Below are 23,479 nucleotides of genomic sequence, written 5' to 3'. Positions count from 1 at the left end.
ACCGCTTCGGCATGCGGCGCCCCTCAGCAGTGACGTCGTCGTGCCCCCACGGCGCCTGGGTCAAACGTTCTTCGACGGGCGCCACACCACCAGGGCCGTCTGCTGCTGGCTCGTCGGGACCAGGTCGCGGCGCGGGAAGCCCGCGGCCTCGATCTGGGCCAGGCGGGTGCGGGTCCGGATGAGCTCCGCCTCCAGCTCGGCCACCCGTTGCCGCAGGTCGCCGACCAGGCCCTCGAGCTCGATGATGCGCTTGATGCCGGCGAGGTTGACGCCCTCTTCCTGGCTCAGCCGCTGCACCTCGCGCAGCAGCGCCACGTCGCGCTCGCTGTAGCGGCGGCCGCCGCCGGAGGTGCGGCCGGGCTGCACCAGGCCCATGCGGTCGTACTGCCGCAGGGTCTGCGGGTGCATCCCGGCCTGCCGGGCCGCGATGGAGATGATCAGCACCTTGGCGTCGGAGACCGCCTCGAAGCTGAGAAACACCTCGTGCGCGTTCATGCCGTCGTCATCGCTCATAGCTGCTGCGCTCCTGTGCGATCGCGTCGAGCCGCTCCCGTGGAGCCGGCGGCGCCGCGGCCGCATAGTCGGACAGGGCCTTCCGGGCCGCCTCGGACAGCTCGGCCGGCACGTGGACGTCGATGGTGACCAGCAGGTCACCGACGTTGCCGTCGCGCCGGGCGACACCCTTGCCGCGCACTCGCAGCGTCCGGCCGCTCGGCGTGCCCGGGGGCACGCGCAGCAGCACGGTAGCGTCGAGCGTCGGCACGCGCAGGTCGGCACCGAGGGCCGCCTCCGCGAACGTCACCGGCACCGTCAGCGTCAGGTCGTCGCCGCTGCGGCCGAAGACCGGGTCGGGACGGACCTTGATGAGCACGAACAGGTCGCCGGGCGACCCGCCCCTGGTGCCCGGCTCGCCCCGGCCGGCCAGCCGGATGCGCTGGCCGTCGGAGACGCCGGCGGGGATCCGCACGTTGATCGTGCGGGTCTTGGTGACCCCGCCGGTGCCGTGACACTCCGGGCACTTCTCGTCGACGATGGTGCCCACGCCCTGGCACTCGCGGCACGGCTCGGTGAAGCTGAACGAGCCCTGGTTGCTGCTCACCACGCCGAGGCCGCGGCACTTGGGGCAGCTGCGCGGGGAAGAGCCCGGTGCCGCGCCGTTGCCGTGGCAGGTCTCGCAGGTGCCAGGCGTGCGCAGGGTGATCGGCAGCGTCACACCCTGCACCGCGTCGACGAAGTTGAGCACGACCTCGGTCTCGACGTCGCGACCGCGGCTTCGGCGTCCGGTCGTCGGCGCGCCTCCACCACCCGAGAAGATCGAGCTGAACAGGTCCGAGAAGCCGGCGCCGCCGAAGCGGCGGTCGGTGTCGTGGGACGGGCCGCCCGCGCCCGCCCCGGCGTTGCCGAACAGGTCGCCGAAGTCGAACCCGGGACCGCCCGCCCCCGCCGGGCCGCCGGCCCGGGCGTTACGGCGGAACTGCCCCGCGCCGAACAACGACCGCATCTCGTCGTACTCCTTGCGCCGCGCCGGGTCGGAGAGCACGTCATACGCCTCCGACACCGCCTTGAACCGCTCCTCGGCCGCCGCGTTGTTGGGGTTGCGGTCGGGGTGCAGCTCACGCGCGAGCTTGCGGTACGCCTTCTTGATCTCGTCGGTGGAAGCGGATTTGGTGACGCCCAGAACCGCGTAGAAATCCTTTTCCAACCAGTCCTTCGAACTCATCGCGCCACCTCCTCCAGGCGTTCGTCTACTCCGGGTCGGCGACCGCGACCAGAGCCGGTCGCAGCAGCCGCTCGCCGAGGAGGTAGCCGCGCCGCATCACGTCGATGCAGGTCGGCTCGGACACCTCGGCCGAGGTCAGGTGGGCCACCGCCTCGTGGCGCGTCGGGTCGAACGGGTCGCCCTTGGCACCGAAAACGGTCAGCCCGAACTTGGTCAGCGCGGCGATGAGCTGCTCCGCCACCGATCCGAACGGCCCGACCAGGTCACCGTGCTCGCGTGCCCGGTCAAGGTCGTCGAGGACGGGCAGCAGCGCGCCCAGCACGTTGGCGCTGGCCTGCTCGACCACCAACGCCCGGTCGCGGTCGACCCGCTTGCGGTAGTTGGCATACTCCGCGGTGACCCGCTGCAGGTCCCGCGTGCGCTCGTCGAGCTCGGTGCGCAGGGCCGCCAGCTCCGCGCCCAGCCCGTGCTGGTGAGCGTCGTCGGTCGTGCCCTGCGCCGCCGCCTGGTTGGGTGCCTCCGCCGCGGCGGCCGCATCGGGGGCGTGGACCGTGAACTCCTCGTCCACGATCTCGCCCTCGACCGGCTTCTCCTGGTCCGGCTCCGCAGCGGCCTCGGCCGTCACGACGGTCTCGTCGACCGCGTCGATGGCGATGGCCTCCGCCTCGGGTGCCTCCGGCTTCTGCGCATCCGTCACTTCTTGTTGTCCTCGTCGATGATCTCGGCGTCGACCACGTCGTCCGGGCCGTTGCCGGCCTTCGCGCCAGTGCTCGCGCCGCCCGTGGCGCCGCCGGCGTCGCCGGGGGCCTGCTGCTGCCGCTGCTGCTCGTAGAGCGCGCTACCGGCCTGCTGGGAGACCTGGGCGAGCTTCTCGTGCGCGGCCTTGATCCGCTCGGTGTCGTTGCCGCCGAGCGCGCTGCGCAGGTCGCCCAGCGCCTCGTTCATCTGGTCCTTGGCGTCGGCGGGGATCTTGTCGCCACTCTCGGCCAGGAACTTCTCGGTCTGCCACTGCAGGGCCTCGGCGAGGTTGCGGGTCTCCGCCTCCTCGCGGCGGCGCTTGTCCTCGTCGGCGTGGTCCTGCGCGTCGCGCATCATCCGCGCGATGTCGTCCTTCGGCAGCGCCGAGCCGCCGGTGATCGTCATCGACTGCTCCTTGCCGGTGCCCAGGTCCTTGGCGGACACGTGCACGATGCCGTTGGCGTCGATGTCGAAGGTGACCTCGATCTGCGGCACACCGCGCGGCGCCGGGGGCAGGCCGGTCAGCTCGAAGGTGCCGAGCCGCTTGTTGTACGCCGCCATCTCCCGCTCGCCCTGGAAGACCTGGATGAGCACGGAGGGCTGGTTGTCGTCGGCGGTCGTGTAGACCTCGGAGCGCTTGGTCGGGATGGTGGTGTTGCGCTCGACCAGCTTGTGCATGATGCCGCCCTTGGTCTCGATGCCCAGCGACAGCGGGGTGACATCGAGCAGCAGGACGTCCTTGACCTCGCCCTTGAGGACGCCGGCCTGCAGGGCGGCGCCGACGGCGACGACCTCGTCCGGGTTGACGCCCTTGTTGGGCTCCTTGCCGGTGAGCTGCTTGACCAGGTCGGTCACGGCCGGCATACGGGTCGAGCCGCCGACGAGGATGACGTGGTCGAGGTTGGACATGCTGATGCCGGCGTCCTTGATCGCCTGCTCGAACGGCACCTTGGTGCGGTCCAGCAGGTCCTGCGTCATCCGCTGGAACTCCGAGCGCGACAGCTGGGTGTCCAGGTGCAGCGGGCCGTCGGGGCCGGCGGTGATGTACGGCAGGTTGATCGAGGTCGTGGTCGCCGCGGACAGCTCGATCTTGGCCTTCTCGGCCGCCTCGCGCAGCCGCTGCATCGCCATCTTGTCGGCGGACAGGTCGATGCCGTGCTGGCCGCGGAAGGTCTTGACCAGGTGGTCGATGACGCGCTCATCCCAGTCGTCGCCACCGAGGTGGTTGTCACCGGAGGTCGACTTGACCTCCACGACGCCCTCGGCGAGCTCCAGGACGGAGACGTCGAAGGTGCCGCCACCGAGGTCGAAGACCAGGACGGTCTGCTCCTTGGAGCCCTTGTCCAGCCCATACGCCAGGGCGGCCGCGGTGGGCTCGTTGACGATGCGCAGCACGTTGAACCCGGCGATCTCGCCGGCCTCCTTCGTGGCGGTGCGCTGCGCGTCGTTGAAGTATGCCGGCACGGTGATGACCGCGTCGGTGATCTGCTCGCCGAGGTAGGCTTCGGCGTCGCGCTTGAGCTTCATGAGCACCCGCGCGGACATCTCCTGCGGGGTGTACTTCTTACCGTCGATGTCGGTGGCCCAGTTGGTGCCCATCTCACGCTTGACGGAGCGGATGGTCCGGTCCGGGTTGGTGACGGCCTGCCGCTTGGCGACCTCACCCACGAGAACCTCGCCGTTGCGGGCGAACGCGACGATCGACGGCGTCGTGCGCGCACCTTCGGCGTTGGCGATGACGCTGGGCTCGCCGCCCTCCAGGACACTGACCACCGAGTTGGTGGTTCCGAGGTCGATGCCGACCGCACGTGCCATAGCTGCTTGACCTCCATGCGGCAGTCGGCGTTGGCCGCCGGCTGCGAAGTTGAGTGACAGTCACTCAATAGTGCCACGAGATGCTCGATCGTCAAGTGGAACCTTGAGTCCGCTAGACGCAACCCCAAACCGGCCCGGGTGATTCCCGGGTGTGATCGCGCACGTCGCATCGATGTTCGCGCCCATTGCATGGCGTTGCCGAGCCGCATCGTGCACGCTTTATCCGTGACCACACAGGGCGAGTCGGTGTCCGCCCGGTTGACGGCCGCTGATCCATTGCCGGATGGCCCGTCTTCCGGTCGAACCCCACGCCCGCGCCGGACGGACCAGCCGCTTGCCGCCGCTCTGTCGGATCTGCGCGACGCGGTGCGGGCGACGAGGTTCGCCCTGCCGCTGCCCAGCGCCGAGCGCGCCGGGACCGTCGCCGCCGCGATGGTCGACCAACTCGACGACTACCTACTGCCCCGGCTGGAGCGCCTCGACGCACCGCTGCTGGTGGTGGTCGGCGGCTCCACCGGCGCCGGCAAGTCCACCCTGGTCAACAGCCTGATCCGCACGCCGGTCAGCCCGGCCGGGGTGCTGCGACCGACCACCCGGGCCCCGGTGCTGGTCTGCCACCCGAACGACATGTCCTGGTTCTCCCGGGCCAACCTGCTGCCCTCGCTCACCCGCACGAGTGGGCCGAGCGGCGACGCGCGTTCGCTGCAGGTCGTGTCGGCCCCGGCGCTGTCGCCCGGGCTGGCCCTGCTCGACGCGCCCGACATCGACTCGGTCGTCGACGCCAACCGGCAGCTGGCCGGCCAGCTGCTCGCCGCCGCCGACCTCTGGCTCTTCGTCACGAGCGCCGCCCGATACGCCGATGCCGTCCCCTGGGGCCTGCTGCGCACCGCGCGCAACCGGGGCACCGCCGTCGCGCTCGTGCTCGACCGGGTGCCCGGCGCCGGCGCCGCTGACGAGATCGGCCCGCACCTCAGCCAGATGCTGCGCGACCATGAGCTCGGCGGGGTTCCCCTGTTCGTGCTCCCGGAAACCCGGCTGGACAGCCAGGGCCTGCTCGGCGAGGCGCAGATCGCGCACCTGAGCGCCTGGCTCGACCGGCTCGCCCGCGACGCGGAGGCGCGTGCCACGGTCGTGCGGCAGACCGTCGGCGGGGCGATCGACGCGCTCACCGTGGACGTGGTCATTCTGGCGGCCGCCGCCGAGGACCAGGTCACGGCGGTGACGGCGCTCGGCGAGGCGGTCCACGTGGCGTATCGCGCGGCGACCGAGTCGGTGGACAAGGGCATCCACGACGGCGCGCTGTTGCGCGGTGAGGTGCTGGCCCGCTGGCAGGAGCTCGTCGGTACCGGTGACATCATGCGCGCGCTGCAGGCCCGGGTCGGCAGGCTGCGCGACCGGGCGGTCGCCGCCATCACCGGACGGCCCCCGCCGGGCGAGCAGTTCCAGGAGGCGCTCGGCTCGGGGCTCGCGGTGCTGCTCAAGGGCGCCGCGACCGACGCCGCGGAGCGGGCCGGGACCGCCTGGCGGGCACATCCGGCGGGGGTGTCGCTGCTGGACGCCGCACCCAACCTGGTGCACCCGTCCGAGGACCTCGACGAGCGCATCGACCGGCTGATCCGCGATTGGCAGCGCTCGGTGCTGGAGCTGGTGCGCACGGAGGCCGGCGACAAGCGGGTGGTCGCCAAGGCCGGCGCCTACGCGGTCAACGCGACCGGCCTGCTGGTCATGGTCACCGTCTTCACGACCACGGCGTTCATCCCGACGGGCGCGGAGATCGCGGTCGCCGGCGGCACCACGATCGCGGCCCAGAAGGTCCTTGAGGCGATCTTCGGCGACCAGGCGGTGCGGTCGCTGGCCGAGCGCGCCCGGCTCAGCCTGGCCGAACGGGTCGGCGCCCTGTTCGAGGAGGAGGCGGACCGGTTCCGCGGCGCGCTGACCGGCGCGGGCACCGACGAGGAACTGGCCGCCCGGCTGCGCACCCTGAGCGTGGCCATCCACAAGGCACGCCCCGAGTTCGACGCATGAGCCCGGTGAGAGGGACGGCATGAGCCTGGTGGAGAGGATCAAGCAGGTGGTCCCGCGACAGGCGCGACCGGTCGACGCCGACCAGTTGGTCACGCGGGTGGAGGCGATGCGCCGGTTCGTCGTGGCGGCCGACGGGCACGTGCCCGAGGAGCGGCTCGTCACCGCCCGCACCGTGATCGACCGGGCCGGCGAGCGGCTCGCGCTGTCCGGCGCCCACACCGTGGTCGCGCTGGCCGGCGCCACCGGCAGCGGCAAGTCCAGCCTGTTCAACGCGATCTCCGGCTTCCAGCTCTCCCGCGTCGGCGTGCGCCGGCCGACCACCGGCGTCGCGCACGCCTGCGTCTGGGGCCAGGAGGGCGCCGCGCCGCTGCTGGACTGGCTCGGCGTGCCGCCCAACCGCCGGTTCGCCCGGGAGAGCGCGCTCGACGGCGACGACGAGGCCGCGCTGCGCGGGCTGGTGCTGCTCGACCTGCCCGACTTCGACTCGATCGAGTCGGGGCACCGGCGCGAGGCCGACCGGCTGCTGCGCCTGGTCGACCTGGTGGTGTGGGTGCTCGACCCACAGAAGTACGCCGACCGTGTGGTGCACCGGCAATACCTCGAACAGTTCCAGCGCCACCACGACGTGACGGTGGTCGTGCTCAACCAGGCCGACCGGCTGGTCCGCGCCGATGCCGAGCGGATCGTCGCCGACCTGCGCCGGCTGCTCGACGCCGATGGCCTGACCGGCGTGCCGGCGTTCGCGACGTCGGCGAAGGGCCAGCCGGGCCTGGCCACGCTGCGCACCGCGCTGGAGCGCGCGGTCGCGACGCGGCAGGCCGCGCTGCTGCGCCTCAACGGCGACGTCACGGACGCGGTGGCCGCCCTGCAGCCACTCGTGGCCAGCGGATCGGGGCCATCCGCCGGTGTACCGCGGGCCACGGTCGACCGCCTCGCCGACGCGCTCGGCACCGCCGCGGGCGCCCCGATCGTGGCGGCGGCGACCGAGCGCACCTACCGGCACCGCGCGGCCGGCACGCTGGGCTGGCCGGTGCTGCGCTGGGCGCGCCGGGTGCGCCCCGACCCGCTGCGCCGCCTGCACCTCGACACGGGCCCGGTCGAGCGGCCCGACGCCACCTCGCTGCCGGAGTCGACGGCGGCGCAGAAGGCCGCCGTCTCGCTCGCCTCGCGCGAGCTCGCCACGGCCGCCTCCGAGGGGCTGCCGGAGCCGTGGCCGGCCGCGATCGCCGCCGCGTCGCGCTCGCGGGTCGACGACGTGCCCGACGCGCTCGACGTCGCCGTCGCCTCCGCCGACCTGGGGCTCAACCGGAGGCCGGTCTGGTGGCGGCTGGTCGGCGCGCTGCAGTGGCTGGGCGCGGCGACCGCGCTGGCCGGGCTGCTCTGGCTGGGGGTGCGGGCGGTGTTCGCGCTGCTCGGCCTGCCCAACGTCGACGGGCCGAAGGTCGGCGCCGGGATACCGCTGGCGACCGTACTCCTCGGCGGCGGCCTGCTGTTCGGCCTGCTGCTGGCGATCGTGGTGCGGCCCCTCGTCGGCATCGCCGCGCGCCGTGCGCGGGTCCGGGTGGAGCGCCGGCTGCGCGAGTCGATCGCCGCCGTCGCGGGCACGCACATCGTCGTGCCGGTGCAGGAGGTGCTTCGCTCGTACGATGACGCGCGTGAAGCCCTCGCTGCCGCCGCTTAGCAGACCGCTGCTCGTCCGCTCGGTCCGCCGGCTGGGCTTCGGCACCCTCGGACGGAACCATCTGGAAGAGGCCGGCTGATGGACCTGCGGTACCTCAAGGAACACCCCGCCCAGCTGCCCGTGTTCATCCAGCACCAGCGGATCCGCGAGACGCCGGTGCCGGGCGGCTCGATCTGCACCGCCCAGCGGCTCACGCTCGACGACGGCAGCTCGGTCTTCGCCAAGTCCCTCGCCGACCCGCCGGAGGGGTTCTTCGCCGCCGAGGCCGCCGGGCTGCGCTGGCTGCGGGCGGCTGACGCGGCGCCGGTACCGGAGATCATCGCCGAGCTGCCGTCCATGCTCGCCCTGGAGTGGATCGACCACGGCGAGGCGACCCCGGCGGGCGCCGAGGAGCTGGGGCGCGGGCTCGCCGGGCTGCACCGCTGCGGCGCGGAGACGTTCGGGGCGCCCTGGCCCGGATACATCGGCACGCTCCGGCTGCCCAACGAGCCCTCGGCGCTGCCGTGGGGCCCGTGGTTCGCGCAGTTCCGGCTGCGCCCGTTCCTGGCGGCCTCGACCGGGGTGCTGACCAGTGATGACATCGCCGGGGTCGAGCGGGTGATGTCGGAAATATCGTCGTACGGCGGGGACGAGCCGCCCTCGCGCATCCACGGCGACCTGTGGCCCGGCAACGTGCTGTGGGACCGCCGCGGCCACGGCTGGCTGGTCGACCCGGCCGCGCACGGCGGGCACCGCGAGACCGACCTGGCGCTGCTCGGCCTGTGGGGCGGCGTGCCACACCACGATCGGTTGCTGGCCGCCTACCAGGAGTCATGGCCGCTCGCGGACGGCTGGCAGGAGCGGGTACCGCTGCATCGGCTCTACCTCATGCTGGTCCACACCGCTCTCTTCGGCGCGGCGTACGGCGACTCGGTCCGATCGCTACTGCGCGCGCTCTGACCGGGGCGGACGTTCGGGTACCGTTCGAACCATGACCCACCAGGTTCCGCTCGAGCCCCCCGGCGCCGGCCTGGCCGACCGGCACGGCCGCGTGGCGACCGACCTGCGGGTCTCCCTGACCGACCGATGCAACCTGCGCTGCACGTATTGCATGCCCGCCGAGGGCCTGGACTGGCTGCCCAGCCCGACCCTGCTCACCGACGCCGAGGTCGTGCGCCTGATCGACGTCGCCGTGCACCGCCTCGGCGTCACCGACGTGCGGTTCACCGGCGGCGAGCCGCTGCTGCGCCGCGGGCTCACCGAGATCGTCCGCGCCGTCGCCGCGCTGCCCGGGCGGCCGCGCATGATGCTGACCACCAACGGCATCGGGCTGAGCCGGCTTGCCGCGGCGCTGGCCGAGGCCGGGCTGGACCGGGTGAACGTGTCCCTGGACACCACCGACTCGGCCCGGTTCGAGGCGCTCACCCGCCGGGACCGGCACGGTGACGTGGTCGCCGGGCTGGGCGCCGCGGCCGAGGCCGGCCTCGTGCCGGTGAAGATGAATGCCGTACTCCTGCGTGGCGTCAACGACGACGAGGCCGTGCCGCTGCTGCGATTCGCCCTCGAGCGCGGCTACGAGCTGCGCTTCATCGAGCAGATGCCGCTCGACGCCGGGCACACGTGGCGCCGCGAGGAGATGGTCACCGGCGCTGAGATCCTCGCGCAGCTGCGCGGAGCATTCACCCTGCTGCCCGACCCCGACGCGCGCGGCGGCGCCCCGGCCGAGACGTGGGTCGTCGACGGCCACGCCGGCATCGGCGGGCGGCCCGCCAAGGTCGGGGTGATCGCGAGCGTGTCGAGCCCGTTCTGCGGCGCGTGCGACCGCACCCGGCTCACCGCCGACGGCGCCGTGCGCTCGTGCCTGTTCAGCCAGGACGAGACCGACCTGCGCGCCGCGCTGCGGGCCGGGGCGGGCGACGAGGAACTCGCCGACCTCTGGCGTAAGGCGATGTGGGCCAAACCGGCCGGGCACGGCATCGACGACCCGAGGTTCCTGCAGCCGGCCCGGCCGATGTCGGCAATCGGAGGCTGACCACCGTGCTCACCGCACGCCCACCTCGCGCGGCCGCCGCGCTCTCGATCGGAGAATGACCCACGTGCTGCTCGTACGCTATTTCGCGGGGGCCCGTGCGGCCTCCGGCCTGCCCGAGGAGAAGGTCGAGGCGGCGACGCTGGCCGAGTTGGTCGCGGTGATCACCGCGGACCGCCCGCGCCTCGCCTCCGTGCTGACCGCGTGCTCGTTCCTGGTCGAGGGCACCTCGTGGCGCGACCGCGAGGCCACCCTGCCGGCCACGGCGACGGTCGACGTGCTGCCCCCCTTCGCGGGCGGCTGACCGGGTGATCGTCATCATGCTAGCGGTGGCGCTCGCGATCGTCGCCCCCATTCACTGGTACCTCTGGAAGCGCCTCGTCAAGGACACCACCCGCACCCGGCGCGCTCGCCGCGTCGGCACCGCGCTCGTCGTGCTGCTGGCCCTGTCGATCCCGGCGACGCAGGCGCTCTCGCGGGTGCTGCCGTACTCCTGGCAGGCGCTGGTCGCGTGGCCCGGCTTCCTGTGGCTCGCGCTGATGTTCTACCTGCTCGTGACGCTGGCGATCCTGGAGATCCCGCGTCTGGCCCTGGTCCTGTGGCGGCGCCGCTCGCGCTCCACCGCGGCCGGTTCGGAAGATTCCACAGAAAACCGAAATGCCGGATTGGCCAGTCACGAGGTGGCGGACAAGTCCGACGTGCCCGGCAACTCGACGGTCGGGAGATCGGCCGGGAACTCGGCCCAGGCGTCCGGCAAGACGGCCGTCGCGACGATCGAGCCCGCGGCGCCGGCCGACGAGCGGTTCGATGCCGGACGGCGACTGCTGCTGGGGCGGTCGCTCGCCGCCACCGCGGGAGTGCTCTCCGCGAGCACGGTCGGCGTCGGCGTCTTCCAGGCGATGGCCGCGCCCGACCTCAAGCGGGTGCCGATCCAGCTCCCCAAGCTGCCCGCGAGCATGAACGGCTTCCGGATCGCGCTGGTGTCCGACATCCACCTCGGGCCGCTGCTCGGGCGCGGGCACACCGAGCGGATCGTGCGCATGATCAATTCCGTTGACGCGGACCTGGTGGCGATTGTCGGCGATCTTGTCGACGGCAGCGTCGCGCAGCTCGGGGCGGCGGCCGAGCCGCTGCAGGATCTGCGCGCCCGGCACGGCAGCTTCTTCGTGACCGGCAACCACGAGTACTTCTCCGACTACCAGGAGTGGGTCGACGAGGTGAACTCGCTGGGCGTCCGTGTGCTGCGCAACGAACGCGTCGACGTGCAGGGACTCGACCTCGCCGGGGTCAACGACCTGAATGGGACGGCCGTCGGCGACGGGCCCGACTTCGGCAAGGCGCTCGACGGGCGCGACGCCGCCCGTCCCGTGGTCCTGCTCGCCCATCAGCCGGTCCAGGCGCACGAGGCCGCCCGGCACGGCGTCGACCTGCAGCTGTCGGGGCACACCCATGGCGGGCAGATGGTGCCGTTCAACCTGCTCGTCGGGCTGCAGCAGCCGGTCGTCGCGGGGCTGGGCAACGTCGACGGCACGCAGGTGTACGTCACGCGGGGCGCCGGGTTCTGGGGGCCGCCGGTGCGCTTCGGGGCACCGCCGGACATCTCGGTCATTGAGCTGAACGGCGCGTAACCGGCGGCGGCTCAGGCGGCTGTGACAGGATGCAGCGTGCCTTCGAACGCCGCCGCCTCCGACACGTCCGGCGAAGATCCTTCGTTTGTGGCCGATCTCCACATCCACTCGAAGTACTCCCGGGCGTGTAGTCGCGACCTCAGCATCGAGACGCTCACCTGGTGGGCGCGGCGCAAGGGCATCGCCCTGTTGGGCACCGGCGACTTCACGCACCCGGCCTGGCACGACCACCTGCGCGAGGCGCTGGTGCCGGCCGAGCCGGGCCTGTTCCGCCTGCACCCCGACCGCGAGGCCGACATCCTGCGCCGGCTGCCGCCGCGGCTCGGCCGCGTCACGGGCGTGGCCGACCAGGCCGTGCGGTTCATGCTGTCGGTCGAGATCTCCACGATCTACAAGCGCGGCGAGCGCACCCGCAAGGTCCACCACCTGATCTACCAGCCGGACTTCGAGGCGGTCGGCCGGTTCAACGCGGCGCTGGGGCGCATCGGCAACCTGGGCTCCGACGGCCGGCCGATCCTCGGGCTGGACTCGCGCGACCTGCTGGAGATCACGCTTGAGGCGAGCCCGGACGGCTTCCTGGTCCCGGCCCACATCTGGACGCCCTGGTTCTCCGCGCTCGGCTCGAAGTCGGGCTTCGACGCGATCGCCGACTGCTACGCCGACCTGGCCGAACACATCTTCGCCGTCGAGACCGGCCTGTCCTCCGACCCGGAGATGAACTGGCGGGTGTCGTCACTGGACCGATACCGCCTGGTGTCGAACTCCGACGCGCACTCCGCTCCCGCGCTGGCTCGCGAGGCCACGGTGCTGCGGGGCGAACTCTCCTACACGGGCGTGCGCGACATGCTCCGCACGGGCGACGGTCTGGTCGGCACGCTGGAGTTCTTCCCCGAGGAGGGCAAGTACCACGCCGACGGGCACCGGGCGTGCGACGTCAACTGGCCGCCGGCGCGCACCCGCGAGGCGCAGGGGCGCTGCCCCGAGTGCGGCAAACCGCTGACCGTCGGCGTGCTGCACCGGGTCGAGGAGCTCGCCGACCGGCCGGAGGGCTTCGTGCCGGCGGGTGCGCCCGGGGTCACGCACCTGATCCAGCTGCACGAGATCCTGGGCGAGATCAACGGCGTGGGGCCGAAGTCGAAGACGGTCGAGGAGAAGCTCACCGCGCTCGTCGCCGAGCTGGGCCCCGAGCTCGCCATCCTGCGTGACGTGCCGGTCGAGGACATCGCCCGGGCCGGCGGCGAACTGCTCGGCGAGGGCATCGCCCGGCTGCGGCGCGGCCAGGTGCACCGCACGCCCGGCTACGACGGGGAGTACGGCGTGATCCGGCTCTTCGAACCCGCCGAGCTGCGCGGGAGCACGCAGGAGGACGTGCTGTTCGAGGTACCGATGCCGGAATTGCCCAAGCAGCGCAAAGCGGAAGCGGCCCCGAAACCGCAGGCGAAGCGGCGCCGGCCCCAACCCGCGGAGCCCGCGCCGCCCCCACCGCCGATCGCGCCCCCGCCCTCGCCGCACGAGCCTCTCGAGCCAATGCTTGCCGGCATGGAGGAGGTCGGCACCGGCCTGCTCGATCGGCTCGACGCGCTGCAGCGGGTGGCGGCCTCCGCGCCCGGCGGCCCGCTGCTCATCGTGGCCGGGCCGGGCACCGGCAAGACCCGGACGCTCACGCACCGCATCGCATACCTGTGCGCCGAGCTCGGCGTGTTTCCGGAGGAGTGCCTGGCGATCACGTTCACCCGGCGCGCCGCCGAGGAACTGCGCGAGCGGCTGGAGGTGCTGCTCGGGCCGGTGACCGAGGCGGTGACGGTCTCCACGTTCCACGCGCTGGGCCTGTCGATCCTGCGGGAGAACGCGGCCGCCGTCGGGCTGACCGCGCAGTTCCGCATCGCCGAGGAGGCGGATCTGCTGGCCGCGCTGGAGCCGCTGCCGGAGCGCGAGGCCCGCAAGGCGCTCGTCGCGATGGAGCCGGCGACGCGGGATTCGCTGGCCAAGGCGCTGCGGGCACGCGACCTGGTATCGCTCGACGAGCTACTCACGCTCACGGTCCAGCTGCTGACCGAGACGCCCGCGCTGGTCGACCGCTACCGGGCGCGCTGGCAGTGGATCTTCGTGGACGAGTACCAGGACGTCGACCCGGTGCAGTACGAGCTGCTGCGGCTGCTGTGCCCGCCGGGCGGCAACCTGTGCGCGATCGGCGACCCCGACCAGGCGATCTACTCCTTCCGCGGCGCCGAGGTCTCCTTCTTCCTGCGCTTCGCCGGCGACTTCTCCACGTCGGAGGTCGACGCGCGGGTGGTGCGGCTGACTCGCAACTACCGCTCGTCGGCGCCGATCCTGGCCGCCGCGGTGCAGGCGATCGCCCCGACGACGCTGGTGCCGGGGCGTCGGCTGGACCCGGCACGGCTCGACCTCGAGGCGCCGATGGTCGGGCTGTACCCCGCCACGTCGGTCGCCGACGAGGCGGACTTCGTCGTGCGTACCGTGGACGAGCTGGTCGGCGGCCTGTCGCACCGCTCGCACGACGGGCGTGTCGACTCCCGCGCCACGGTCGGGGCGATGTCGTTCTCGGACATCGCCGTGCTCTACCGCACCGACGCCCAGGCCGCGCCGGTCGTCGACGCGCTGTCCCGGGCCGGTGTGCCGGTGCAGAAGCGCTCCCACGACCGCCTGCTCGACCGCCCCGGCGTCGCCGCGCTCGCCCGGGAGCTGCGCTTCGCCGACGGCCTCGGCGGCTCGATCGCGGCCCGGGTGCGCCTGGCCGGCCAGGTCGTCGCCAGCCGCTGCGGCCAGCTCGACAGCGACCTCATCGGGCTCTCCGAGGCCGACGTGTGGAACGCCGTCGACCTGATGACACCGCTTGCACTGCGCGCCGGCAGCGACCTCGACGAGTTCCTCGGCGCGCTGGCCACCGGCGCGGAGGTCGACGGCTGGGACCCGCGGGCGGACCGGGTGCACCTGCTCACCCTGCACGCCTCGAAGGGCCTGGAGTTCCCGGTCGTGTTCCTGGTCGGCTGCGAGGACGGGCTGCTGCCACTGCGGGCGTTCGCGGGCGCGCGCCAGTCGGAGGACGACGTCGCCGAGGAGCGCCGGCTGTTCTTCGTCGGCCTCACCCGCGCGCAGGACCGGCTCTTCGTCTCGCACAGCCGCGTCCGGTTCCGGTACGGCTCCGAGCGGGAGATGGCGCCGACGCCGTTCCTCTCCGCGATCGATCCGGGCCTGCTCGAGCGGCGCGGCGCGGCGGCCCCGCGGAAGCCCAAAGATCGACAATTACGCCTGATCTGAGCCGCTTTCGGCGCGAATCCGTGAGGTCAGGGTGTTGCGAGTGACGCTACCGTAGCTGCATTCGCGCCGATAGGCTCACCACGCCGACCACGGCCGAGGACCAGGAGGACATCATGTCGGGTTACGGACCGCCGGGCGGACCGTACCGGGGCCAACCTCAGGACCCATGGCAGCAGGGCGGTCAGCAGGGCCCCTATGGGCAGCCGGACCATGGACAGCCGGTATCCGGCCAGCCGTCGTGGGGCCCGCCGGAACAGGGCTACGGCCAGGGCGGTTACGGCCAGGGCGGACAGGGCGGTTACGGCAACCAGGGCGGTTACGGAGGCCAGGGCGGCTATGGGGCCCCGGGCGGCTTCGGCGACGACCGCACCTACCAGCAGCCGGGCGGTTACCAGCCTTACGGTAACGAGCCCCCGGGCTACAACGACGAGCTGTCGTGGGGCCCGCCGCCACCGGCTGCTGAGCCGCCGAAGAAGAAGCGCTCCGGCATCGCGGTCGCGCTGGCCGCGATCGTCGTGCTGCTGCTGCTCGGTGGTGGCGGCGCGGGTGCGTACTTCATGCTCAAGGGCGACAAGAAGGAAAACCCGGTTGCCGGAGCCTCGACGAACCCGGACTCGTCGAGTTCCGCCGGCGGCGGCGCCCCGTCGGCGGGTGGCAGCGCAGCCCCCTCGAAGGGCGCCAGCAAGCCCGGCGCCCAGCCCGGCGACGCGGCGAACGCGAAGGCCGGCGACTGCCTCAAGAACGTGGGCAGCGAGGACAAGGCGGTCATGCAGAAGGCGACCTGCGCGAAGGGCACCTACGAGGTGCTCAAGAAGATCCCCGACACGAACGACACGAGCAAGTGCTCGGGCACCCCGGAGTACAAGTACCACTACTTCTTCAAGAGCCCGGACGGCTCACAGGACTTCGTGCTCTGCCTGAAGCAGCGCTGAACCATCGAAAATCGGTGGGCCCGGGCATTCGCCCGGGCCGACGGTTTTTCGTCCCCCTTGCGACGGGACTCCGCACGGGTGTAGTACATTAGTTCGAGCCCGCCATCGAACGTCTGTTCGGTATTTGTTTGATGGCGCCTTATAAGGCTGTCTTGCGTGCGCGCTAGACAGCCCTAGATGTTCCACGACGACACGCCGTAGAGGTTCTTCTACGCGGTTCTAGCCCACGCGCTAGAAAGCCCGATACTGTGCGATTCGTGGACCCGGTTCGCAATCCCTATGCGCCCGGCGCCGGGCAGCGCCCGCCCGAGCTCGCCGGGCGCGACCGTGAGCTGCATGCCTTCGACGTGGTGCTCGAGCGGATCGCCCGGGGCCGGCCCGAGCGGTCGCTGATGCTCACCGGGCTGCGGGGTGTTGGCAAGACTGTGCTGCTCAACACGCTGCGCTCCGAGGCGATCTCGCACCTGTGGGGCACTGGCAAGATCGAGGCGCGGCCCGACCAGTCACTGCGCCGGCCGGTCTCCGCCGCCCTGCACATGGCCGTCCGTGAGCTCGCGCCGCACCATCGCGCGCCGGACCGCATCGACGAGTTCCTCGGCGTGCTCAAGGCGTTCGCGCTACGCGAGGACCCGCGCAAGCCGCCGTCGAAGCTGCGCGACCGCTGGCAGCCGGGCATCGACGTGCCCGCCGCGACCGGACGGGCCGACTCCGGCGACATCGAGATCGACCTCGTGGAGCTGTTCACCGACGCGGCGAGCGTCGCCACCGACGTTGGCACCGGTGTGGCGCTGTTCATCGACGAGCTGCAGGACCTGGCCGCCGACGACATCTCGGCGCTGTGCGCGGCCTGCCACGAGCTGTCGCAGACCGGCGCGCCGCTCATCGTGGTCGGCGCCGGCCTGCCGCACGTGCCCGCGTTGCTGTCCGCCTCGAAGTCGTACTCGGAGCGGCTGTTCCGTTACCAGCGCATCGACCGCCTCGACCGGATCGCCGCCGACCTGGCGCTCACGGCGCCGGCCGAGCGCGAGGAGGTCGAATACGAGCCGAAGGCCCTCGACGCGCTCTACGAGGCATCCGGCGGCTACCCGTACTTCGTTCAGGCCTATGGCAAGGCGACCTGGGACCACGCGCCGCGCTCGCCGATCACCGCCGCCGACGTGCGGGTCGCCGCGCCCGAGGCGGAGGCGGAACTGGCCGTGGGCTTCTTCGGCTCACGCTACGATCGCGCGACCCCGGCCGAGCGCGAGTACATGCGCACGATGGCCGCCCTGCTCCCCGCCGTCGACGTGTCGGAGGCGGTGGCGACCTCGGAGATCGCCCGCACGCTCGGCCGCCGGCCGGCCAGCCTGTCCCCGGCCCGGGACGCGCTGATCAAGAAGGGCCTCATCTACTCCGGCGAGCGGGGCACGGTCGCCTTCACGGTCCCCCACTTCGCCCGCTACCTGCGGACCCAGCCAGCGGAGTAGGTTTCGCCGCCGCGCGCTCCATGATGCCGCGCAGATCGCGACGCTCGATCGCGGCCGCCATCAGCTCCGGGAACACGTCCGGGGTGCACGCGAAGGCCGGCACCCCAAGCGCGGCGAGCGCTGCGGCGTTCTCCCGGTCGTAGTCGGGCGCGCCCTCGTCCGACAGCGCGAGCAGGGTGATCACCTGCACCCCGGCCGCGGTCATCGCCGCGACCCGGCGCAGCATCTCCTCGCGCACGCCGCCCTCGTACAGATCGCTGATCAGCACAAAGATGGTGTCCCGCGGCCGGGTGACGAGCTGCTGGCCATACGCGATCGCCCGGTTGATGTCCGTGCCTCCGCCCAGCTGGGTGCCGAACAGCACGTCGACCGGGTCGCTGAGCCGATCGGTCAGGTCGACCACGGCGGTGTCGAACACGACCAGCGACGTCTTCAGCGAGCGCATCGAGGCCAGGACCGCAGCGAACACCCCCGAGTAGACGACCGAGGCGGCCATCGACCCGGACTGGTCCACGCACAGCACGATGTCGCGCTGCACCGCCTGCGCCCGCCGGCCGTATCCGATCAGCCGCTCCGGCACGATCGTGCGCCGCTCGGCCTGGTAGTGCTTGAGGTTCGCCCGGATCGTGCGGTCCCAGTCGATGTCCCGATGCCTCGGCCGGTTGATCCGCGCGGCGCGGTTGAGTGCGCCGCTGAGCGCGGTGCGGGTCGGCTGCGCGATGCGCCGCTCCAGCTCGGCCACGACCTTGGCCACGACCTTGCGCGCGGCCCGCTTGCTCTTGTCGGGCATGACCCGGTTGAGCGACAGCAGCGTGCCGACCAGGTGCACGTCGGGCTCCACCGCGTCGAGCATCTCGGGCTCGAGCAGCAGCCGGGTGAGGTTGAGCCGCTCGATCGCGTCGGCCTGCATGACCTGCACGACGGTCGACGGGAAATACTGCCGGATGTCGCCCAGCCAGCGTGCGACCCGCGGCGCCGACGCGCCAAGCCCCGCCCCGCGCTGCCTCGCCTCGCCGTCCTCGCCCCCGTCGTAGAGCGCGCCGAGCGCGGCATCGACCGCCGCATCGGTGCCGCCCAACGCGTATCCGGTCCCCTCCGCACCCGGCGCACCACCGAGCGCCAGCCGCCATCGCCGCAGCCGCTCGTCGGCCTCGGGGTCGCCGGTCCGACCCGCCTTGTCAGACATGCAGTGCCCTCCCCAGCAGCCGCGCCACGACCGGCAGCAACAGGGCTCCCCGGGCCGCGTCCACGTCGTCGTCCTCGCGGGTGCCCGGACGCCCGGTGCCGATGTGCGCCGCCCGCTCGCCGATCATCCGGCGCTGCGGCGCCGGGTAGCCGCTGAACGTGCGCCGCAGCAGCGGCAGCACCTCGACGAACGCCTCGGCCGGTATGCCGGTCAGCCACGCGTCGACGAGCGCCAGCAGGCGTTCGTCGTGCACCAGCAGCAGCCCGTCGCCGGCCAGGAACCCCTCGATCCACGCGGCCGTGCGGGCCACCGGCACGCCGACCGTCAGCACCAACGCCATCCGGGCGCCGACCTCGTCCGCGTCCACCGCGCCGGCGTCCAGCAGCAGCCGGTTCATCCGCCCCGTCAGCAGGCCGTGCAGGTCGTCCCGGGTGGACAGCCCGGCCAGGACCGTCTGCCAGCGTGCCTGCGACTCGGCGTCGTCGACCAGCGCGAGCGCGGCCTGCACCCCGTCGATCCGGTCCCGCATGACCGACGCGGCGGTGTCGTCGAGCCCGCCGACCGCCGCCGGCAGCCCGACGCAGATGCGGGTGATCATCCCGAACGTCACCTCGCGCAGCGCGGACAGATCGGTCCCGCGCACGTCGCCGTATCGCAGCGTACGCGCCAGCGCCGGCAGCGCGTCCATCAGGTGCGCCACGTCGGCGTCCAGCGCCATCCGCTCGTCCAGCGCGTCGAGCACGCCTGGCAGCGCGTCCGGCAGGTCGGCCAGCAGGCACCGCTCCACCAGCGCGGTCACGTCCGCCAGCGTCGCTGCGGCCGCGGCCTGCTCGGCGACCCGGGCGGTGGCGGCCTCGAGCACCGTCGTGCCATACGCCCCCGCCTCCACCAGGTCGACCGCGAACTCCGGCTGCCAGGCGATCTCCCACTCCTCGCGGAACGTGCCCTTGCCCCTGGCCGCGGCCAGCACCTTGCCCCACCCGACGCCGAGCAGCCGCAGCCGGTGCAGCAGCCGGCTGCGCTCCAGGTCGAACGGCTGGCGCAGGTCGAGCTTCAGCTCGCGGCGCTCGACCCGAGGTGGCAGCCGCAGCCGCCGCTGGCTGACGGCCACGTCCCGGGCGATCGGCACACCCGGCGTCTGATCCGGCACCCGCCCGAGCCGGTCACCCACGACCAGCCGCCGGTTGATCAGCGCCAGCCGCAGGTCGTCGCCGTCGCACAGCACGGCGTGCGCCGCGTCGGTGACCTCGGCGAGCCCGGCGAGCGGCCGGCCGCGCATCGTCGCCAGCGCCTCGGCCAGCCGGGTCGCCTCGATGACGTGCGCGCTCGAGACCGGGACACCGTCCTTGCGCAGCACGCCCGCGGCCCGCACCAGCCACCGCTCGATGACGTGCTTGTCGACCGAGGTGAACAGATGGTGATACCAGCCCGGCGAGCGCACCCCGGCCCCATACCCCTGCCACGACGCCAGCCGCGCATGCGTCCACGGCACCCACGTCATGGCCACCTTGACCTTGGGCAGCCCCCGCACGGTCGCCGCGTCGGCCGAGGCGCTGGGCAGCGGCGCGGTCAGAGCGGGCACGTGCCAGGCGCCGCAGACCACGGCCACCCGCTCGAACTCCTTCATCGCCGTTCGCAGCCCGATGCGCATGTATGCCTCGCGCCGCTCCTCGTCCACGCGCTCCGCCTCGGGCGGCCGTGGTGCGTGTGCCCGCACGACGGTCATGGCCTCCGCGATCGCGGCGAACGGCGCCGTCGCGGCCCGCAGCTCGGCCTCGTCCACGTCCGGCTCGACGGCGAAGATCCCGACGCCGCCCATCTCGCCGAAATCGGAACTGTCGGATTCACCGGTTCGCGCTGGTGGTTCGGTGATTTCGAAGCGGTGCTCGACCACGTCTTCCCACCAGCGCTCGGGGTCGTCATATCCGGCCGCCTCGGCCAGCGCACCGATCGGGTCGATGCGCACCGCGTCGTCGTCGGAGGCCGCCGCCTCCGCCGGGGCCGGCGGGGACGCCAGGCGGATGGCGGCCGGCAGATCGATGAACCGCACCGGCACCTCCCGCGCCACCGCCCACCGGATCGCCTGCCACTCCGGGGAGAACTCGGCGAGCGGCCAGAACGACGCGCGCAGCTTCGGGTCGGGATTGTCGGCCGGATATGCCAGCAGGGCCACCGGGGCGCGCATGTCCTCGTCCCCGGCATACGGCACCAGCGGGTCGGCCTCGGGCGGCCCCTCGATCAGCACGACCTCCGGCTGGAACGCGGCCAAGGCCCGGCGCACCGCGCGCGCCGAGCCCGGGCCGTGATGGCGCACGCCCAGCAGAAGCGGCTCACTCGCCACGGCGGGCCGCTCGATAGAAGTCGCGCCAGCCCTCACGCTCGCGAATGACCGTCTCCAGATACTCCTGCCAGACGACCTGGTCCGACACCGGGTCCTTGACCACGGCGCCGAGGATGCCGGCGGCGACATCGCCGGCGCGCAGCACGCCGTCGCCGAAATGAGCGGCCAGCGCCATGCCGTTGGTGACCACCGAAATGGCCTCGGCGGTCGAGAGCGTGCCGCTGGGCGACTTGAGCTTCGTCCGGCCGTCCTCGGTGACGCCGTTGCGCAGCTCGCGGAACACCGTGACCACGCGCCGGATCTCGTCGGCCGCGGGCGGCAGCTCGGGCAGCTCCAGGGCCTTGCCCAGCGCCGCGACCCGCCGGGCCACGATGTCGACCTCCTCCTCGACGCCGGCGGGCACGGGCAGGACCACCGTGTTGAACCGGCGGCGCAGCGCGGAGGACAGCTCGTTGACGCCGCGGTCCCGGTCGTTGGCGGTGGCGATCACGTTGAAGCCCTTGCGGGCCTGGACCTCCTGGCCCAGCTCCGGCACCGGCAGGGTCTTCTCGGACAGGATCGTGATGAGGGTGTCCTGCACGTCGGACGGCACGCGGGTCAGCTCCTCGATCCGCGCGATGCGCCCGTCGGCCATCGCCCGCAGGACCGGGCTCGGCACCAGCGCGCCCCGGCTGGGACCTTCGGCGAGCAGGCGGGCGTAATTCCAGCCATAGCGAATGGCCTCCTCCGGCGTGCCCGCGGTGCCCTGCACCAGCAGGGTCGAGTCGCCGCTGATCGCCGCGGCCAGGTGCTCCGACACCCACGTCTTGGCCGTGCCGGGCACACCGAGCAGCAGCAGCGCCCGGTCGGTGGCGAGCGTGGCGACCGCGACCTCCATCAGGCGGCGTGGCCCGACGTATTTCGGGGAGATGAGCGTCCCGTCGGCCGCCTCGCCGCCGAGCAGATACGTCACGACCGCTGCGGGCGAGAGCCGCCACCCCGGCGGCCGCGTCCGGTCGTCGCCGGCCGCGAGCGCCACGAGCTCCGCGGCGAACTCGTCCTCGGCGTGCCGCCGCTGCACCGTCTCGGCGACGGGCGCCCCGTCGACGTGGGCGGCTGTGACATCGACTGTGGTCACGCGAGCTCCTCGAGCATGTCGTGGCGGAACCGGAGGGTGTCGGCGAAGCGGCCGACGATGGAGGACATCGGGTCGTCGGAGGGCAGCCCCGCGGCCAGGGCCATGGCGCGCGGGGCGGTGGCGGCGGGCAGCCGGAGGGCGGCGAGCTCGCACAGCCCCGCCAGTCGCCAGCCGGCGGAGCGGCGGCCGCCCAGGTCGTCGAGCGCGCCGAAGACGGCCTCGACCAGTGCGGGCGGCCAGGGCCGCGGGCACAACTCGAGCACGTGCTCGACCCCGACCGCGGCGGCGCCGGACAGCCCACGGCGCAGGACCTCCACCGCGATCGTGGCCAGCGCCTCGGGGGGCAGCGCGTCGTAAAGCGCTTCGAGCAGCAGCCGGTCGTCGGGCCGCCCGCCCGCGACGACCTCCTCGGTCAGCCGCCCGGTCAGCACCGTGGCCCAGCTCGGCTCGCGCTGCCCGGCGGCGGCCCGGGCCAGCCCACGGCGCAGGACCGCGGCCCACTCGTCCGTCACGGGCAGGCTCAGGAACTCCTCCGGCTCGCCCCACACCCGCATCGGGGTGCGCGTGAGCAGTTCCTCCAGCCACCAGGCCCGCTCGCCCACCCCGGCCGGCGGCCGCGGCACGATGCCGTCGCGGCGCATGCCCTTGTCACACGCCGTGGGCGGCACCACCTGGATGCGTCCGCCGACGACCCGCACGCAGGCCGTGCTCCGCTCGATCATGCGCTGGGCGTAGGCGCTGTCCGGCAGCAGCGCGAGCAGGTCGAGCGCGACGAGGCGCACCTCCTTGCGCCGATCGTCGAGCGCCCTCTCCAGCACCGGCTCGTCGGCGCTGGACAGCCCGGTCGCCAGCGCGCCCAGCAGTGCGGCCCGGTCGTCGGGCGTCTCGCTCGCCCAGACCTCGGCAAGCATGTCGCGGCCGCGCTGCTCGCCCTCCGGCCCGCCGCGGCGCACGGCCGTCAGGATGCCGACCCGCCGGCCGATCGAGCCCAGCTCCCAGCCCTGCGGGTCGTCGGCGGGCGCCTCGACCGCGGTGGCGTCGAGATAGCCCCAGTCGGGCCGCTGCGCGGCGAGCCAGGCGGCGCGCGGCCCACCGGCCGCGGCGACGAGCGCCCGCAGCGCGCGATGCCGCCGCCCGATCTCCAGCAGCGCGGGCAGCAACTCGCCGGGGACGCGCCGGTGCCCGATCGCCCCGAGCCACTCGGCGAGCAGCTCGAGCCGCCCGTCGGCGTCGCGGACCGGCACGGCGTTGCTGGTCCCGTATCCGGCCGCGTCCACGGCCAGCAGGTCGGCCGCCCGGGCCGCCGCGGACCACGAGACGAGCGCGATATCCGAGTCGTCCGGCGCGGGCGCCGGCACGGCCAGCCCGGTGCGCGCCCGGAACCCGGCCCGCCGATACAGCGTCAGCGTCCCCGCCACATCCAGCAGCGCCTCGGCCGGATCCTCGCCCGGCGCGTCCACCCCGGCCGGCAGCGTGCGCCGCTGCGTGCCGACAAGCGCGGTCGCGAGCACGTCCCCCCAGTCGGGAAAACCGGATAAATCCG

17 protein-coding genes are annotated in these 23,479 nt (G+C 73.1%); 9 read left to right on the top strand and 8 right to left on the bottom strand.

What is annotated here, in order from left to right; all coding sequences use genetic code 11:
* Positions 1 to 60 precede the first annotated feature (60 nt).
* From AB0367_RS21940 to dnaK, 4 genes are read right to left on the bottom strand one after another with little or no spacing between them, the layout of a single operon-like run.
* Positions 61 to 513 carry a helix-turn-helix transcriptional regulator gene (locus AB0367_RS21940; RefSeq protein ID WP_366228220.1) on the bottom strand — a complete coding sequence of 151 codons (453 nt, stop codon included), beginning with the start codon at positions 511 to 513 and terminating at the stop codon, positions 61 to 63.
* Complete coding sequence (dnaJ, locus tag AB0367_RS21935) at positions 503 to 1,720, bottom strand: molecular chaperone DnaJ (protein WP_366228219.1); 1,218 nt, start codon at positions 1,718 to 1,720, stop codon at positions 503 to 505. The genes AB0367_RS21940 and dnaJ overlap by 11 nt, the downstream gene beginning before the upstream one ends.
* Before the next feature lie 25 nt (positions 1,721 to 1,745).
* The gene (gene grpE / locus AB0367_RS21930) at positions 1,746 to 2,417 is read right to left on the bottom strand and encodes a nucleotide exchange factor GrpE (protein WP_366228218.1); all 672 of its coding nucleotides are present in this window, start codon (positions 2,415 to 2,417) and stop codon (positions 1,746 to 1,748) included.
* Positions 2,414 to 4,273: a molecular chaperone DnaK gene (gene dnaK / locus AB0367_RS21925; protein ID WP_366228217.1), complete on the bottom strand. Its 1,860-nt coding sequence runs from the start codon at positions 4,271 to 4,273 to the stop codon at positions 2,414 to 2,416. Before dnaK ends, grpE begins: the two co-directional genes overlap by 4 nt.
* A 276-nt stretch (positions 4,274 to 4,549) precedes the next feature.
* Between dnaK and AB0367_RS21920 the strand changes: the two genes are divergently transcribed.
* From AB0367_RS21920 to AB0367_RS21880, 9 genes are all read left to right on the top strand, one after another.
* On the top strand, positions 4,550 to 6,298 hold the full coding sequence (locus AB0367_RS21920; protein WP_366228371.1) for a dynamin family protein: 1,749 nt from the start codon (positions 4,550 to 4,552) through the stop codon (positions 6,296 to 6,298).
* Positions 6,299 to 6,317: 19 nt separating this feature from the next.
* Entirely contained in the window at positions 6,318 to 7,979 is a 1,662-nt protein-coding gene (locus AB0367_RS21915; RefSeq protein ID WP_366228216.1) for a GTPase, read from the top strand.
* A gap of 78 nt (positions 7,980 to 8,057) precedes the next feature.
* On the top strand, positions 8,058 to 8,918 hold the full coding sequence (locus AB0367_RS21910) for a fructosamine kinase family protein (protein ID WP_366228215.1): 861 nt from the start codon (positions 8,058 to 8,060) through the stop codon (positions 8,916 to 8,918).
* A 31-nt stretch (positions 8,919 to 8,949) separates the two neighbouring features.
* Positions 8,950 to 9,990: a GTP 3',8-cyclase MoaA gene (moaA, locus tag AB0367_RS21905; protein WP_366228214.1), complete on the top strand. Its 1,041-nt coding sequence runs from the start codon at positions 8,950 to 8,952 to the stop codon at positions 9,988 to 9,990.
* Positions 9,991 to 10,045: 55 nt separating this feature from the next.
* On the top strand, positions 10,046 to 10,291 hold the full coding sequence (locus AB0367_RS21900) for a MoaD/ThiS family protein (RefSeq protein ID WP_366228213.1): 246 nt from the start codon (positions 10,046 to 10,048) through the stop codon (positions 10,289 to 10,291).
* 16 nt (positions 10,292 to 10,307) lie between these two features.
* Positions 10,308 to 11,615 (top strand): metallophosphoesterase, encoded by a 1,308-nt coding sequence (locus tag AB0367_RS21895; RefSeq protein ID WP_366228369.1) that lies wholly within the window; start codon positions 10,308 to 10,310, stop codon positions 11,613 to 11,615.
* A gap of 36 nt (positions 11,616 to 11,651) precedes the next feature.
* Positions 11,652 to 14,894 (top strand): UvrD-helicase domain-containing protein, encoded by a 3,243-nt coding sequence (locus AB0367_RS21890; protein WP_366228212.1) that lies wholly within the window; start codon positions 11,652 to 11,654, stop codon positions 14,892 to 14,894.
* A 113-nt stretch (positions 14,895 to 15,007) separates the two neighbouring features.
* Positions 15,008 to 15,826, top strand: a complete 819-nt coding sequence (locus AB0367_RS21885) for a hypothetical protein (RefSeq protein WP_366228211.1) — start codon at positions 15,008 to 15,010, stop codon at positions 15,824 to 15,826.
* Between the two features lie 257 nt (positions 15,827 to 16,083).
* Positions 16,084 to 17,292: an ATP-binding protein gene (locus tag AB0367_RS21880; protein WP_350546059.1), complete on the top strand. Its 1,209-nt coding sequence runs from the start codon at positions 16,084 to 16,086 to the stop codon at positions 17,290 to 17,292.
* Here the strand turns inward: AB0367_RS21880 and AB0367_RS21875 are convergent.
* The 4 genes from AB0367_RS21875 to AB0367_RS21860 are packed head-to-tail and all read right to left on the bottom strand — an operon-like array spanning position 17,243 to position 23,447.
* Positions 17,243 to 18,478 (bottom strand): VWA domain-containing protein, encoded by a 1,236-nt coding sequence (locus AB0367_RS21875; RefSeq protein WP_366228210.1) that lies wholly within the window; start codon positions 18,476 to 18,478, stop codon positions 17,243 to 17,245. The genes AB0367_RS21880 and AB0367_RS21875 overlap by 50 nt on opposite strands.
* A complete protein-coding gene (locus tag AB0367_RS21870) occupies positions 18,471 to 20,819 on the bottom strand; it encodes a DUF5682 family protein (RefSeq protein WP_366228209.1) in 2,349 nt (782 codons plus the stop codon). The genes AB0367_RS21875 and AB0367_RS21870 overlap by 8 nt, the downstream gene beginning before the upstream one ends.
* Positions 20,809 to 21,936, bottom strand: coding sequence for an AAA family ATPase (locus AB0367_RS21865; protein ID WP_366228208.1), 1,128 nt, complete (start codon positions 21,934 to 21,936; stop codon positions 20,809 to 20,811). The genes AB0367_RS21870 and AB0367_RS21865 overlap by 11 nt, the downstream gene beginning before the upstream one ends.
* A complete protein-coding gene (locus AB0367_RS21860; protein ID WP_366228207.1) occupies positions 21,933 to 23,447 on the bottom strand; it encodes a DUF5691 domain-containing protein in 1,515 nt (504 codons plus the stop codon). Before AB0367_RS21860 ends, AB0367_RS21865 begins: the two co-directional genes overlap by 4 nt.
* Positions 23,448 to 23,479: the final 32 nt, after the last annotated feature.

Origin of the sequence: Dactylosporangium sp. NPDC051484 (genome assembly GCF_040689395.1) — a bacterium.
Classification (GTDB): domain Bacteria; phylum Actinomycetota; class Actinomycetes; order Mycobacteriales; family Micromonosporaceae; genus Dactylosporangium.
Note: the sequence above shows the minus strand (reverse complement) of the source record. Positions and strands in the feature narration are given on the sequence as shown.